General features: G+C 63.3%; 10 protein-coding genes. 3 read left to right on the forward strand and 7 right to left on the reverse strand.

Features of this window, described 5'->3' with window-relative positions:
* Positions 1–13: 13 nt before the first annotated feature.
* From rfbD to rfbB, 4 genes are read right to left on the reverse strand one after another with little or no spacing between them, the layout of a single operon-like run.
* The gene (rfbD, locus tag ACQ4OD_RS08495; RefSeq protein WP_139667876.1) at positions 14–874 is read right to left on the reverse strand and encodes a dTDP-4-dehydrorhamnose reductase; all 861 of its coding nucleotides are present in this window, start codon (positions 872–874) and stop codon (positions 14–16) included.
* Positions 871–1,419 (reverse strand): dTDP-4-dehydrorhamnose 3,5-epimerase, encoded by a 549-nt coding sequence (gene rfbC, locus ACQ4OD_RS08500; protein ID WP_139667878.1) that lies wholly within the window; start codon positions 1,417–1,419, stop codon positions 871–873. Before rfbC ends, rfbD begins: the two co-directional genes overlap by 4 nt.
* Entirely contained in the window at positions 1,416–2,291 is an 876-nt protein-coding gene (gene rfbA / locus ACQ4OD_RS08505) for a glucose-1-phosphate thymidylyltransferase RfbA (RefSeq protein ID WP_139667880.1), read from the reverse strand. Before rfbA ends, rfbC begins: the two co-directional genes overlap by 4 nt.
* Positions 2,288–3,370, reverse strand: coding sequence for a dTDP-glucose 4,6-dehydratase (gene rfbB / locus ACQ4OD_RS08510; protein ID WP_139667882.1), 1,083 nt, complete (start codon positions 3,368–3,370; stop codon positions 2,288–2,290). Before rfbB ends, rfbA begins: the two co-directional genes overlap by 4 nt.
* A 168-nt stretch (positions 3,371–3,538) precedes the next feature.
* Here rfbB and ACQ4OD_RS08515 point away from each other — a divergent pair, with 168 nt between their 5' ends.
* Both ACQ4OD_RS08515 and aguA read left to right on the forward strand, forming a co-directional pair.
* Positions 3,539–6,439: an aminotransferase gene (locus ACQ4OD_RS08515; protein ID WP_430944160.1), complete on the forward strand. Its 2,901-nt coding sequence runs from the start codon at positions 3,539–3,541 to the stop codon at positions 6,437–6,439.
* A 204-nt stretch (positions 6,440–6,643) separates the two neighbouring features.
* Positions 6,644–7,750, forward strand: a complete 1,107-nt coding sequence (gene aguA, locus ACQ4OD_RS08520) for an agmatine deiminase (protein WP_198753745.1) — start codon at positions 6,644–6,646, stop codon at positions 7,748–7,750.
* A 477-nt stretch (positions 7,751–8,227) separates the two neighbouring features.
* Here aguA and ACQ4OD_RS08525 read toward each other — a convergent pair whose 3' ends face one another.
* Positions 8,228–10,318 carry a TonB-dependent receptor gene (locus ACQ4OD_RS08525; protein WP_198753746.1) on the reverse strand — a complete coding sequence of 697 codons (2,091 nt, stop codon included), beginning with the start codon at positions 10,316–10,318 and terminating at the stop codon, positions 8,228–8,230.
* Positions 10,319–10,928: 610 nt separating this feature from the next.
* On the opposite strand from ACQ4OD_RS08525, the gene ACQ4OD_RS08530 reads away from it, so the two are divergent.
* Positions 10,929–12,248, forward strand: a complete 1,320-nt coding sequence (locus ACQ4OD_RS08530; protein ID WP_430944161.1) for an OprD family porin — start codon at positions 10,929–10,931, stop codon at positions 12,246–12,248.
* Between the two features lie 30 nt (positions 12,249–12,278).
* Here ACQ4OD_RS08530 and ACQ4OD_RS08535 read toward each other — a convergent pair whose 3' ends face one another.
* On the reverse strand, positions 12,279–13,949 hold the full coding sequence (locus tag ACQ4OD_RS08535) for an FMN-binding glutamate synthase family protein (RefSeq protein ID WP_430944162.1): 1,671 nt from the start codon (positions 13,947–13,949) through the stop codon (positions 12,279–12,281).
* A 153-nt stretch (positions 13,950–14,102) separates the two neighbouring features.
* The gene (locus tag ACQ4OD_RS08540; protein WP_198753748.1) at positions 14,103–14,768 is read right to left on the reverse strand and encodes a hypothetical protein; all 666 of its coding nucleotides are present in this window, start codon (positions 14,766–14,768) and stop codon (positions 14,103–14,105) included.
* Positions 14,769–14,833 lie beyond the last annotated feature (65 nt).

Genomic DNA, 14,833 nt, shown 5'->3' on the forward strand with positions numbered 1-14,833 from the left:
GCGCAATTATGCGCTACTTGAGGCAGTCGATGAGTGCATCGTGCCAGTGCGGCTGGACGACCTGCCATTCACGGGCAAGGCGCGAACAGTCCAGGCGCGAGTTGAGCGGCCGTTGCGCGGGCGTCGGGTACTCGCTGGAGGGGATCGGCAGCAGCTCGGCGCAGGGCAGTCCGCGCGCCTTGAGCTGTGCGCCGATGGCCTGGGCAAAGCCGAACCAGGAGGTCTCGCCCTGGGCGGTCAGGTGGTAGGTGCCCCAGGCACCGGCCTGACCGTTGCGCCAGCGCTCGATCAGCGCGCGGGTACTGGCGGCGAGGGTGCCCGCCCAGGTTGGGGCGCCGATCTGGTCGTTGACGACTTTCAGCTGTGGACGTTCCTGAAGCAGGCGCTGCATGGTCAGCAGGAAGTTGCGTCCATGCAGCGAATAGACCCAGCTGGTGCGCAGGATCAGATGTTCACCGGCGACTGCGGTGATGGCCTGTTCGCCCGCCAGCTTGCTTCGGCCATAGACGCCCAGTGGATTGGGGGCGTCATCCTCGTTGTAGGAGGTTGGCTTGCTGCCGTCGAAGACATAGTCGGTGGAGTAGTGGATCAGCGGTGCGCCGAGCCGTGCGGCTTCTTCGGCCAGTACCCGGGGCGCTTCGGCGTTGATGGCGTGGGCCTGCTGTGTTTCGCTTTCGGCCTGGTCGACTGCCGTGTAGGCGGCGGCATTGATGATCAGGTCGGGCGCCATCTGACGCAGCGAGGCGCGCAGTTGCTCCGGTTGGGCCATGTCGAACCCGTCACGACCGAGCCGCTGTACATCGCCCAGGCCGTGCAATGCTTCCTTGAGTGCCAGTGCAACCTGGCCGTGGCGGCCGCAGACGAGGATCTTCATGGGAACAGCTGCGCATCGGCAAATGACATGGCGGCCTGGTCTTTGGCCGACAGCAACGGTTGCAGGCCGTTCAGCTGCCAGTCGATGGCCAACTGCGGGTCGTCCCAGCGGATGCTGTGCTCGGCGTCGGGGTTGTAGTAGTCGGTGGTCTTGTAGAGCACCTCGGCCGATTCGCTCAACACCCGGAAACCATGGGCGAAACCGGGTGGCAGCCACAGCTGGCGGTGGTTGTTGGCGGACAGCCGCACCGCCACCCACTGGCCCAGGGTTGGCGAGCTGCGACGGATGTCCACCGCCACGTCGAGTATCTCGCCCTGCAACACTCGGACCAGCTTGCCCTGGGCATTCTGCAACTGGTAGTGCAGCCCACGTAGCACGCCGTGCCGGGAGCGAGAGTGGTTGTCCTGGACGAACGGCGTGTCAATACCGGTGCGCAGGGTGAAGTCGCGGGCGTTGTAGCTTTCGTAGAAGAACCCTCGGCTGTCCCCGAACACCTTGGGTTCGATGATCAGGACCTCCGGGAGTGCGGTAGCGATGACATTCATGGCTGTTCTTCGGCCAGTTGGCGCAGGTATTGGCCGTAGCCGGTCTTTTGCAGTTCGCAGGCCTTGGCCAATAGTTGCTCACGGCTGATCCAACCGTTCTGGAAGGCGATCTCTTCCAGGCAGGCCACCTTCAGCCCCTGGCGATGTTCGAGGGTCTGCACGTACTGCGAGGCTTCCAGCAGGCTGTCGTGGGTGCCGGTGTCGAGCCAGGCGAAGCCACGGCCGAAGCGTTCTACGCGCAGGTCGCCGCGTGCCAGGTAGGCGTTGTTGATGTCGGTGATCTCCAGTTCGCCGCGGGCTGACGGGCGGATGCTCTTGGCGATGTTCACCACATCATTGTCGTAGAAGTACAGGCCGGTCACGGCAAAGCTGGACTTGGGTTGCCGGGGCTTCTCCTCGATCGACAACGCCCGGCCATCGGCGTCGAACTCGATCACGCCAAATCGCTCCGGGTCCTTGACCCAGTAGCCGAACACGGTGGCGCCCGAGGTTTGCTTCACTGCACGCTGCAACTGTTCGCTGAAGCTCTGGCCGTGGAAGATATTGTCGCCAAGAATCAGGCAGACAGCATCGTCACCGATGAACGACTCTCCGATCAGGAACGCCTGTGCCAGCCCGTCGGGGGACGGCTGTTCGGCATAGCTTATGTGAATGCCGAACGGGCTGCCGTCACCGAACAACTGGCGGTACTGCGGCAGGTCTTGTGGCGTGGAGATCAGCAGGATGTCGCGGATGCCGGCGAGCATCAGCACCGATATCGGGTAGTAGATCATCGGTTTGTCGTAGATCGGCAGCAACTGCTTGGAGACACCGAGGGTGATGGGGTGCAGGCGGGTACCCGTGCCGCCGGCCAGGACGATTCCTTTAGTCATGCGATCAGGTCCTTGAAGTCCGAATTGCCCAGGCGCTGTCCTTGATAGCTGCCGTCCTGGACCTGGCGGCACCACTCGAGATTGTTCAGGTACCACTGCACGGTCTTGCGCAAGCCCGAGGCGAAGGTTTCCTGCGGTACCCAACCGAGCTCACGCTCGATCCTGCCGGCATCGATAGCGTAGCGCAGGTCATGCCCCGGGCGGTCCTGGACGTGGGTGATCAGGTCGGTGTAGCGGGTCACCCCGGCGGGGTGCGCAGGGGCCAGCTCTTCCAGCAGCGTGCACACGGCGTGCACCACGTCGATGTTCCGCTGCTCGTTGTGGCCGCCGATGGTGTAGGTCTGGCCGACCTCTCCAGCGGTTACGATCCGGAGCAGGGCTCGGACGTGATCCTCGACGTACAGCCAGTCGCGGACTTGCTGGCCATCGCCGTACACCGCAAGCGGCTTGCCGGCCAGGGCGTTGAGGATCATCAACGGGATCAGCTTTTCTGGGAAGTGATACGGGCCGTAATTGTTGGAGCAGTTGCTGATCACTGTCGGCAGGCCGTAGGTACGTTGCCAGGCGCGGACCAGATGATCGGCTGCCGCCTTGCTGGCCGAGTAGGGAGAGCTGGGGGCGTACGGGGTGTTTTCATCGAACAGTCCGTCGGGGCCGTGCAGGTCGCCGAACACTTCGTCGGTGGAAACGTGGTGGAAGCGGAACGTGTCGCGGGCAGGCTTTTCCAGCGAGCTCCAGTAACCGCGAGCGGCCTCCAGCAGGCTGTAGGTGCCGACGATATTGGTGTGAATGAAGTCCGCCGGGCCATCGATGGAGCGGTCGACGTGCGACTCTGCGGCCAGGTGCATGATGGCGTGTGGCTGGAACCTGGCAAGCATGGCGCTGACACTGACCTGGTCGGCGATATCAGCCTGGACAAATTCATAGCGGGGGTTGTCGGCGATCCGCTGCAGGGACTGCAGGTTGCCCGCGTAGGTCAACTTGTCGAGATTGAGCACTTCATGCTCGGTATGGTCAATCAGGTGGCGGATCAGGGCCGAGCCGATGAAGCCGGCGCCGCCGGTGACGAGAATGCGCATGTGCAGATGCCTGTGCGGAAAGCGTGGTGCCAGATGCCTAGCTTGTTGGCTGGCGTCGTCCGTTGCAAGTCTTGTTGCAGGGCGGCCTGTCGTCTGTGCAAGGCCGCCACTTGCTTATCGGCAGCGGTGGTGGCGATATTAGCGACAAAAAAACGAGGTTCCCCGTTCATGCCCCTGAGCACCCTGATCCAGCGTTCGAGCCAGCCCAGTCCCTCACTTGACGAGGCCCACGCCCATGCCCTGCTGAGAACGCACTACGACTTGCAGGGCACGTTGCAGGTGCTGGGCAGCCAGCAGGACCTCAATTTTCGCGTGGACAGCGACCAGGGCCGCTTCGTGCTCAAGGTCTGCCATGGCAGCTACGCGGTAGCCGAACTGCAGGCTCAGCATGCAGCACTGGAGTTCCTGCGCGGGCAAGGCGTGCCGGTGCCGGGAGTACGTGCAGCGAACTCCGGCGAGCACTTGCTGGACCTCGAGTTCGACGGCCAGCCGCTGCGGGCCCGTCTGCTCGATTTCATTGACGGTCAGCCGCTGACCCGCCTGGGCCACCTGCCGGCGCGGGTGATGGTCGAGCTCGGCGCGCTTTGCGCCCGTGTCGACAAGGGCCTGGCCGACTTCGACCATCCGGGCCTCAAGCGCACCTTGCAGTGGGATCCGAGCCACGCCCAGGTACTGATCCAGCATTTGTCGCCCGTATTGCAGGATGCCCAGCGCCGGGCGCAGGTGGAGCAGGTCGCCCAGGCGGCAGCCGCACGTCTGCATCCGTTGGTCGACCTGCTGCCGATCCAGGCCGTGCACCTGGACATCACCGACGACAACGTGGTCTGGGCCCGGGATGCCGAGCGGCAGTGGCAGGTACAAGGTGTTATCGACTTTGGTGACCTGGTGCGTACCTGGCGTATCGCCGATCTGTCGGTGACCTGCGCGGCCTTGCTGCATCACGCCGAGGGCGATCCGCTGCGGATCTTGCCGGCGGTCAGCGCCTACCATGCCGTGAATCCCCTGCAGGATGCCGAGTTGCGTGCCCTCTGGCCGCTAGTGCTGAACCGCGCCGCCGTGCTGGTGCTCAGCAGCGAACAGCAACTGGCCATTGATCCGGACAACCAGTACACCCGCAACAACATCGCCCATGAATGGGAGATCTTCGATACCGCCTGCACCGTGCCCGTCGCTTTGATGGAGGCGGCAATTCTCCAGGCGGCCGGGCGAAAGCCGGCCAGCATCGACCTTGGTGATTGTGCCGTGTTGCTGCCGGCACTCAACGGCCAGTCGGTGATCCGCGTCGACCTGGGCGTGCTCAGCCCTCACTGCGAGGCAGGCAACTGGGAGCAGCCGGGCTTTGACCAGCGTCTGCTCGCTATCCAGCCGGGGCCGGCGTGTAGCCTGCATGGGCAGTACCGCCTGTCGCAAACCCACATCGACCGACCTGAAGAACCGGCCACCTGCGCCCTGGGCGTAGAGCTGAACCTGTCGCGCGGCACCGCGTTGCAAGCGCCCGAAGCTGGGGTATGGCAATGCATCGGCGATGGTCGTGGCTGCTTGCGCACCGCGCACTGGAACCTGTGGCTCGATGGTCTGGAAGAGGCGCCGACCGATGGCCAGGCGTTGTTCAAGGGGCAGGCTATCGGCGCGACCTGTGGTTTCCTCCGCGTGCAACTGTGCCTGGATACCGATATCCGTCCACCGTTCTTCGCCACGCCGTCCCACGCTGCCGCCTGGCTGGCCCTGTGCCCGTCACCGCGCACCCTGCTCGGCTTCGACTGCGATGCCGAGCCGCTGGCCGACGCGCAGGCCCTGCTGGCCCGTCGCGATGCCAGCTTCGCCCGCTCGCAGAAGCATTACTACGCCCAGCCTCCGCACATAGAGCGCGGTTGGCGCAACTACCTGATCGACATGCAGGGCCGGTCCTATCTGGACATGCTCAACAACGTCGCGGTGCTCGGTCATGGCCATCCGCGCATGGCCGCCGAGTCGGCGCGCCAGTGGTCGCTGGTCAACACCAACTCGCGTTTTCACTACGCAGCCATCGCCGAATTCTCCGAACGCCTGCTGGAAGTGGCCCCGGAAGGCTTCGACCGGGTGTTCCTGGTCAACAGCGGCACCGAGGCCAATGACCTGGCGATCCGTCTGGCCTGGGCCTACAGCGGTGGGCGCGACCTGCTCAGCGTGCTGGAGGCCTACCACGGCTGGTCGGTGGCTACTGACGCGATCTCCACCTCCATCGCCGACAACCCCCAGGCCCTGGAGACCCGGCCGGACTGGGTGCATCCGGTGGAGGCGCCGAATACCTTCCGCGGGCGCTACCGGGGCGCCGACAGCGCCGCCGACTACCTGCGCGATGTCGATGCCAAGCTGGCCGACTTCGACGCTCGTGGTCGCCAGCTGGCCGGGATGATCTGCGAACCGGTGTACGGAAACGCCGGGGGCATTTCGTTGCCGCCGGGCTACCTGCGCGAGGCCTACGCCAAGGTGCGCCAGCGCGGCGGGGTGTGCATCGCCGACGAGGTGCAGGTCGGTTACGGGCGTCTGGGCGAGTACTTCTGGGGCTTCGAGGAGCAGGGTGTGGTGCCTGATATCATCACCATGGCCAAGGGCATGGGCAACGGCCAGCCGCTGGGCGCGGTGATCACCCGGCGTGAGATCGCCGAGGCGCTGGAGGCCGAGGGCTACTTCTTCTCCTCGGCCGGGGGCAGCCCGGTCAGTTGCCGCATCGGCATGGCGGTGCTGGACGTAATGCGTGACGAAGGATTGTGGGACAACGCCCGTGACGTGGGCCGTTACTTCAAGGCACGCCTGCAGGCATTGGTCGATAAATATCCGCTTGCCGGCGCCGCCCATGGTTCCGGGTTCTACCTGGGGCTGGAGTTGGTGCGCGATCGCCAGACGCTGGAACCAGCGACCGAGGAGACCATGATCCTGTGCGATCGCCTGCGTGACCTGGGGATCTTCATGCAGCCGACCGGCGACTACCTGAATATCCTCAAGATCAAGCCACCGATGTGCACCACGCGGGCCAGCGTGGACTACTTCGTCGACAGCGTGGAGCGGGTCCTCGGCGAAGGGCTCTGAATCACGGCATGCAGGCCTGGCAAGTCGATTGTTATCGGTTCGCCATGCTTTTTTATGCCTAAATATTTTGTGATTAGCTATTTAAAGTCGATATTTATCGATTGTAATATCGGCGGATCATTACGCTGCCTATACTGGCGGGCCTGCATCTTTTTCGATCACCGACCTGGCGCCACTGGCCCCGGGCCTTCGCAGAGGTTACCCATGAAGACCCTCAACTCGACCCCCCGCGCCGACGGTTTCCACATGCCCGCCGAGTGGGCCCCGCAGACCCAGGTATGGATGGTCTGGCCGGAGCGTCCGGACAACTGGCGCTTGGGCGGCAAGCCGGCGCAGGCCGCGCACGTGACCCTGGCCAAGGCCATCGCCCGCTTCGAGCCGGTCACCGTGGCGGTGTCCGCCGGCCAGTACGAGAACGCCCGTCGCCAGCTCGACCTGCCCAACATCCGCGTGGTCGAGATCAGCAATGACGACGCCTGGGTGCGTGACACCGGCCCGACCTTCGTCATCAACGACCACGGCGAGGTACGCGGCGTGGACTGGGGCTTCAACGCCTGGGGCGGCTTCGACGGCGGCTTGTACGCGCCCTGGAACCGCGACGAGGAGCTGGCCGCCAAGGTCATGGAGATGGAGCGCGTGCAGCGCTACCACACCGAAGGCTTCGTGCTCGAAGGCGGTTCGATCCACGTCGATGGCGAAGGCACCCTGATCACCACCGAAGAATGCCTGCTCAACCGCAACCGCAACCCGCACCTGAACCGTGCGCAGATCGAGGAGATCCTGCGCGAGCACCTGGCGGTCGAGACCATCGTCTGGCTGCCGGACGGCCTGTACAACGACGAGACCGATGGCCACGTCGACAACTTCTGCTGTTACGTCAGCCCAGGCGAAGTGTTACTGGCCTGGACCGATGATTCCAATGACCCCAACTACGCGCGCTGCCACGCCGCCTACGAGGTGCTGAAAAACACCCGCGACGCCAAAGGGCGCGAGTTCGTGGTGCACAAGATGCCGATTCCGGGGCCGCTTTACGCCACCCAGGCCGAATGCGATGGCGTCGATCATGTGGTGGGCAGCCAAGAGCGTGACCCTTCGGTACGCCTGGCCGGGTCCTATGTGAACTTCCTGATCGTCAATGGCGGCATCATCGCGCCGAGCTTCGACGACCCTGCTGATGCGCAAGCCAGAGCGATCCTGGCCAAGGTCTTCCCGGATCACGAAGTGGTGATGATCCCGGGGCGTGAGCTGCTGTTAGGCGGTGGCAACATCCACTGCCTGACCCAGCAGCAACCGGCACCGGTAAAACGTTGATCGGCCAATGAGTGAAAAACCCGTCGAAAGGCGGGTTTTTTTATGCTCGCGATAGTCGGTCGGGCGGCATGGCACAGCAATTGTATTGATTTTTCCTCGTACTTCAGACGAATGGGCCTACGCCATTCTGTAATGCATCTGAAGTAACTTAGCCGCTCACTCGGCCCAGGGAGTACGTGAGGAAATGAACGCAGCAAGTGAGTCGGCTTTGCCCTCAACGGCGGCCAGTCACCAATCGCTCAGAATCCTGGCTCAGTGGTTGAAACGTCATGGAGACGATCGGGTCAGGACGACCGACCCACGACGCCTGCTGGATGGGCGATACCCCCAAGGCCTGATCAGCGAGGAAGAGCTCGAAGCTCTGCTGGCTGTCTGGCATTGACCGGGAAGGATCCCGCCGCAGAAAAAAACGCCACCGCAATTGCGGTGGCGTTTTCGTTTGGGCGGCCTGTCCTTGACGCTCGCACCTGTCACAACTCAGAAGCTGTAGGTCCCGGTCACCACCAGGCTGCGCGGATCGCCCACCTGGATCTGCGCCGCGCTGGTGGCCGAACTGTAGTAGGTCTTGTCGGTGATGTTGCTCAACGCCGCGCGTACATCCCAGTCGTGGGTGCGATAGCCCGCCAGCGCGTCCCAACGGCCGTAGCCCGGCAGGATCACGGTGTTCTGGTTGTCGGCGTAGCGGTCGCCGACCAGGGTCAGGCCGGTTTCGGCGTACCAGCCCAGCTCCGGCTTCCAGGTCACGAACAGGCTGGCGTTACGCTTGGCCACGTCGTTGATGCGGTTGCCCTGCTGGCCGTTGTTGTCCTTGACGATGGTCGCGTCCTGCAGGCCGATGCCGCCGCGCACGTACCAGTTGCCCACCACGTTGCCGGTGGCGGTCAGCTCGATGCCGCGTGAACGCTGCAGGCCGCTGAGCTGGATCAGTTCCGGGTTGATCGGGTCGCGGGTACGGCGGTTGTACAGTTCCAGTTCGTAGATCGCCAGGGTGGTGCTCAGGCGCTCGTCGAACCATTCGCTCTTGACCCCGATTTCCTTCTGCCGGGTCTGTTCCGGGTCGGTCTGGTTGGCGTTGCCGGCCGCGCCAGGGGTGATGCCGATCAGGCCGCCACCGACCGGAGAGTAGGTCTTGCTCCAGGAGGCATAGAAGGAGTGGTCCTGCCAGGGGGTGTACACCACGCCGATACGCGGACTGAAACTGTTGTCCTTCTGCTTTTCCGAGATGTTGCGCAGTTTGTTGGTGGTGTCCACCTCGAACTGGTCGAAGCGCACGCCGGCCAGCAGCTGCCACTGGTCGTTGAGGCGGATCTGGTCTTGCAGGTAGATCCCTCGGCTCTCGACGTCGGTGTGGTTGTTGCTGGACACCCGCATCGTGCCGTTGTGCTGCTGGCTGGCCGTGGCCCCCTGCAGCGGTACCGAGGGAACGCCTACGCCTTGGCTCAGCAGCGAGTTGCGGCGCTGTTCGCCCATTTCCAGGCCCACCAGCAGCGTGTGCTCCAGACCGAAGGTTTCTACATGACCTTCGAGTTCGATGGTGTTGTAGAGATTGCGGGTGCTCAGGTCCTGCTGCCAGCGCTGGCGGTCCACCAGACCGGCAACGGGGCGGTAGGCGGTCAGGTAGGTGTTGTCGAAGTCGCTCTCCAGGGTGAACAGGCTGAAGGTGTGGCGCAGTTGCCACTGATCGTTCAGCTCGTAGTTCAGACGCGAGCGCAGCGACTCGGCGCGGTCGTTGATGTAGTCGCGCTGGGTGTCGCCGTAGGTGGTCTTGCGGCTGACGTCGGCCGGGCGTCCAGTGAGCGGGTTGCCGGGGATGCCACGGTCGGGGGTACGGTCATAGCGGCTGTACTCGTACTGCACCAGCCAGTTCAGCTCGGGGGTGATCTGCCAGCTCATCGACGGCGCGAACAGCTGGCGGTGGTTGCCGTCGATGCCGTCGCGGAAGCTGTTCTTGTCCTCGTTGCCCAGGTTCAGGCGCAGGCTGAGGGTGTCGCTGGGGTCGGCGCTGAGGTCGGCGTACAGGCTGCGCAGGTCCTGGCTGCCACCTTGTGCCTCGATGGTCGAGCGGCGGCCGTGCTCCGGCGCCTTGCTCACCCGGTTGACGATGCCGCCTTGGCTGCCACGGCCATAAAGCACTGCCGCCGGCCCCTTGAGCACCTCGACCCGCTCGATGTTGTGCAGGTCGCGGGTGTACTGGCTGTCGTCGCGCACACCGTCCAGGTAGAAGTCGTTGCTGGCGTCGAAGCCGCGGATACGCAGGCTGTCGAAGCGGGTGTCGGCGCCGCTGCTGACGTTGGGGATGCCTTCCAGCGCCTTGCCCAGGTTGCTGCTGCCGTAGTCCAGCACGTTGCGGGTCTTCACCGAATCGATGGCCTGTGGCACGTAGCGCGCGGGGGTCGAGGTGCGGGTCGCGGTGGTCACGTCCTTGACTCGCGGGTTGTCCTCTTCGCGGGTGCTGTCGGCGGTCACCGAGGTTTCCGGCAGGGTCGTGGTGGCAGCACTGGCCAGGCCGGCGCTGAACAGCAGCGACAGGCCCAGGGTCAAGGGTGAAAGGCGGCAGGGGGCAGGCATCGAAGGCGTCCAAGGGAAGGAGTGAGAAATTGGGCGCGAATGGTAATGCTTGCTATTTGCTGTTGCATCGACATTTGTAAATGGTTGTCTTTACAAATGTTTCAAGATGTTGCTATTCATTTGGATTGATTTGGAATTATCTTGGCATTCATAGGGATGCATTTCCGGAATGGCTTGTGGGAGCGGCGGTGCGTGCAACGCTGCTCTGCGCGTGACAGCGCAGCCGGAAGGGCAGGGCACTTTCCAACAGGCTTTCGGAAGGCCTGCGGGAACATGGCCGTATGACGGTTTTATGGATTTCGAGCGTTTTCCACAAAAGAGACAAATTTGCGCTGACCCACGGCAGATATGCATGGAAATGCACCAGCGCTGACCTTGTTTTTGGTTATATCAACCTGCATTTCACGTTTTTTTGACATGTATAAGCAGGCAGGGCTAGGATTCGGGCTCTACGCCTGCTGGCCATTCTCTGGCCATGCGGCTGCAAGGCCCGTTGCAGACCATTGGCGGGCCTTCGGCTTGGATCCGCATAGCGTCGAACCTACGAAGGGGCGTTGGTTCCTGGCGTTCTGATGCAGAGCGTTTTTGAATACGAAATAAGGAAAATAACATGTTGAAAACCAGGATCAGCCTGGTCGCCCTGGCGATGATCGCCGCGACCCAGGCACAGGCCAATGACCAGGCCGAGAGCAAGGGCTTCATCGAGGACAGCCACGCCAACGTCCTTCTGCGCAACGCCTTCATCAACCGTGACAAGAAGCATCACACCAACGACCAGTCCCAGTGGGGCCAGGGTGTCATCGCCAACTTCTCCTCCGGCTTCACCCAGGGCACCGTCGGTGTTGGTGTCGATGCCTTTGGTCTGTACGCCCTGCGCCTGGATGGCGGCAAGGGCCGTAACCAGGGTGGCGGTGTCGACTTCTTCAAGCGTTCCGATCCCACTTTCGATGGTGAGAAGACCAACGCTCCGCACAACCTGGCCCGTGGTGGCGCTGCGGTGAAGTTCCGTGTTTCGAACACCGTACTCAAATACGGTGACCAGATGCCGGCCCTGCCGGTTCTGCAGTACGACGACGGCCGTCTGCTGCCAGAAAGCTTCACCGGCACCATGATCACTTCCAAGGAGATCAAGGGCCTGGAAATCAACGCCGGCCGCTTCACCCAGGAAGCGCGCAAGAGTGCCGAGCGTCGTGATGGCGGCGGCCTGAAGTCGATCAACGTGCTCGGCGGCAGCTACAAGTTCACCGACAACTTCACCGCGTCGCTGTACACCGCAGACAACGAAGACGTGATGAAGAAGCACTACCTGGGCCTGAACTACGTCTTCCCGATTGCCAGCGACCAGTCCCTGACCCTGGACTTCAACGGCTACAAGTCGGACATCGACAACAAGTACGTGCGTGCCGCCAAGCTCAACGGCGACTCCAACACCATCTGGAGCCTGGCCGTCACCTACGCCTACGGCCCGCACTCGTTCACCCTGGCGCACCAGCGCAGCACCGGCAGCACCGGCTACAACTACGGCTGGTACCAGAACGATGGTGGCGTGGGTGACGGTGGCTCGACCATCTACCTGGCCAACTCCTACTGGTCCGACTTCAACGCAGAAGACGAGCGCTCCTGGCAGCTGGGCTATGGCCTGGACTTTGGCGCCTTCGGCGTTCCGGGGCTGACCTACAAGTTTGCCTATGTCGTGGGTGACAACATCAACACCCGTAAAGTCGGCGCCCCACAAGGCTTCGGTGAAGGTAAAGAGCGCGAGATCTTCAACCAGATCCGTTACGTGGTTCAGGAAGGCCCGGCCAAGGACCTGTCCGTTAAACTGCGCAGCTCCTTCCTGCGGACCAACAATGCTGTCCAGCAGAACGGTTACAACGACGACGGCAACGAAGTCCGCGTATTCGTCGAGTACCCGATCAGCATCTTCTGATCCTGATCCTGCATCACCCGCAGCCCCGGCCTATGCCGGGGCTGTTTCTTTCCGCAGCACGCTGGCCGTCACCGGCGCCACCTCGATCTCCCCCGTCTCCGGCGCAAAGCTGTCACTGCGCGCCATCCGCCACATCCGTGCATAGAACTCGCTGTCGATCGCACCGCTGAGCAGCTCGCCTGGCTTGAGGAAGGTGTGCAGTTGCGAGAACAGGCCGATCTCGCTGGCGCTGATACGCCGCGCCAGGTGCTTGGGCTTGAGTTCAGAAGGATGGTCCAGGCCGGCGGCGGCAAGCATCTCGGCCAGGGCGTGCAGGGTATTGCGGTGAAAGCTGGCGACCCGCTCGGCCTTCTCCGGCACCACCAGCGCGCGCTGGCGCAGCGGGTCCTGGGTCGCCACCCCGGTCGGGCACTTGTTGGTGTGGCAGCTTTGCGACTGGATGCAGCCGATGGCGAACATGAAGCCCCGGGCGGAGTTGACCCAGTCCGCGCCGATGGCCAGCACGCTGGCGATGTCAAAGGCGCTGACCAGCTTGCCCGCCGCGCCGATGCGGATGCGCTCGCGCAGGTTCAGCCCCACCAAGGTGTTGTGCACGAACATCAGGCCCTCGCGCAGCGGCACGCCCATGTTGTCGGAGAACTCCCGGGGCGCCGCGCCAGTGCCGCCTTCCTTGCCGTCGACGACGATGAAGTCCGGGGTGATGCCGGTGGCCAGCATGGCCTTGGCGATGCCCATGAACTCCCACGGGTGGCCCAGGCAGAACTTGAAGCCCACCGGCTTGCCGCCGGACAGCTCGCGCAGCCGGGCGACGAACTGCAGCAGCTCCCGCGGTGTGGAGAAGGCACTGTGGGCGGCCGGCGAGATGCAGTCCTCGCCCTCGCGCACGCCTCGGGTAGCAGCGATCTCGGCGCTGACCTTGTGCCCCGGCAGGATCCCGCCATGGCCCGGCTTGGCGCCCTGGCTGAGCTTGATCTCGATCATCTTCACCTGGGCGGCGCGGGCCTGCTCGGCGAAGCGCTCGGGGTCGAACTGGCCGTCTTCGGTACGGCAGCCGAAATAGCCGCTGCCGATTTCCCAGATCAGGTCGCCGCCGTGTTCGCGGTGGTAGGGGCTGATGCTGCCCTCACCGGTGTCATGGGCGAAGCGGCCCAGGCGCGCGCCCTTGTTCAGCGCAGCGATGGCGTTGGCGCTGAGGGCGCCGAAGCTCATGGCCGAGATGTTGAAGATCGACGCCGAGTACGGTTGGCGGCACTGCGGGCCGCCGATGCGAATGCGGAAAGACGCAGGGTCGGGCATCGGCACCGGCAGCATCGAGTGGCTGATGAACTCGAAGCCCGGTTTGTAGGCATCGTTGAGCGTGCCGAAGGCTTTCTCGGCACTCTCGTTCTTGGCCCTGGCGTAGACCAGCGAACGCTGGGCGCGGGAGAACGGCAGCTTGTCGTCGTCGCCCTCGATCAGGTACTGGCGGATCTCCGGGCGAATGGTCTCGATCAGGTAGCGGATATTGCCCAGGATCGGATAGTTGCGGCGCACGGCGTGGTGGCGTTGGCGCAGGTCGTTGAGGCCGACCAGGCTGAGCAGGGCGCTGATGACGGTAAAGGGCCAGAGCCAGGTGTGCGCAAGCAGGAAAGGGGCACTGGCAATCGTAAAGACCAGACACAGGAACAGGCAGGCATAGCGGCTGGGGAGCGAGTCTTTCATGGGTCCATCGCAGGCGGGATGACCCAGCCTAGGATAGGCAAAGGCTGCGCAGGGAAAACCTGGGGTTTCGGTAAAAGACTGTTACTCGACGCGGAATTGCCTGGAGCGTTAACTACGGCCAGTTTCGATGGGAGCCAAGGTCGCGCTATCCGATCAGGTGAACTGGATGAAGAAGAAGCCGGCTTCATCGCCTTGCTTGCCGCGCCGTGCCTGCCTGTCGATATACAGGTAGCCGATACCGTCCGAGAACAATCCCACGTGCTGCGGGCTGGCGCTGGCCACATCACTGTCGAGCAGTTGCATCAGGAACAGGAAGCGCTGGGGCTCGTAGATCGGATCCTGTAGCCAGCAAGGCCGCCCGACGGGCTTGCTCAGGTCGATGCCGCTGTCCTCGTCCTCCAGTTCCTGCTTTTCCTCTTCATCGCTGAACGGTTCGAACTGGATGTAGGCACGTTCCAGCAGGAGGGCTGCGGTTGGCGGCGCGATCGACTGGTCGGCCAGCTCATGCAGGATGACCCGGGCAAATCCATTGGCGCGTTTTTCGTCGAGCTCACTCTGCTGGTTGACGGTGTAATGGCGCTGGGTGGATCGACTGAAGGCACCGTCATGCTGACGCGTGGTGATGAACACCGTGATTGCCATGCCGGGTGGAATGAAGGTGACGGGCAGGAAGAGTTCGCTCAATGTCAGCAACGGGGTCATCGGCTCACCGGTGTCCGGGCTTCTTGGCCACAGCGAAGCATCCTTGAGGCGGGCACCGCCGCCGATCTGGCCCAGACCGTGATCCTGGCCGGAAAGCACGATTTTTTGCGAGGTCATGATCGATAGCATCCTTTGCTTTTGGCGAGTCTGATTGTGCAGTACCGCAATGGTCGTGGCTGTTG

The organism is Pseudomonas sp. WC1, from assembly GCF_050586565.1.
Taxonomy (GTDB): Bacteria; Pseudomonadota; Gammaproteobacteria; order Pseudomonadales; family Pseudomonadaceae; genus Aquipseudomonas.

Coding starts and splice junctions, on each gene's coding strand:
- rfbD (WP_139667876.1), bottom strand. CDS start 874: ATGAAGATCCTCGTCTGCGGCCGCCACGGCCAGGTTGCACTGGCACTC.
- rfbC (WP_139667878.1), bottom strand. CDS start 1,419: ATGAATGTCATCGCTACCGCACTCCCGGAGGTCCTGATCATCGAACCC.
- rfbA (WP_139667880.1), bottom strand. CDS start 2,291: ATGACTAAAGGAATCGTCCTGGCCGGCGGCACGGGTACCCGCCTGCAC.
- rfbB (WP_139667882.1), bottom strand. CDS start 3,370: ATGCGCATTCTCGTCACCGGCGGCGCCGGCTTCATCGGCTCGGCCCTG.
- ACQ4OD_RS08515 (WP_430944160.1), top strand. CDS start 3,539: ATGCCCCTGAGCACCCTGATCCAGCGTTCGAGCCAGCCCAGTCCCTCA.
- aguA (WP_198753745.1), top strand. CDS start 6,644: ATGAAGACCCTCAACTCGACCCCCCGCGCCGACGGTTTCCACATGCCC.
- ACQ4OD_RS08525 (WP_198753746.1), bottom strand. CDS start 10,318: ATGCCTGCCCCCTGCCGCCTTTCACCCTTGACCCTGGGCCTGTCGCTG.
- ACQ4OD_RS08530 (WP_430944161.1), top strand. CDS start 10,929: ATGTTGAAAACCAGGATCAGCCTGGTCGCCCTGGCGATGATCGCCGCG.
- ACQ4OD_RS08535 (WP_430944162.1), bottom strand. CDS start 13,949: ATGAAAGACTCGCTCCCCAGCCGCTATGCCTGCCTGTTCCTGTGTCTG.
- ACQ4OD_RS08540 (WP_198753748.1), bottom strand. CDS start 14,768: ATGACCTCGCAAAAAATCGTGCTTTCCGGCCAGGATCACGGTCTGGGC.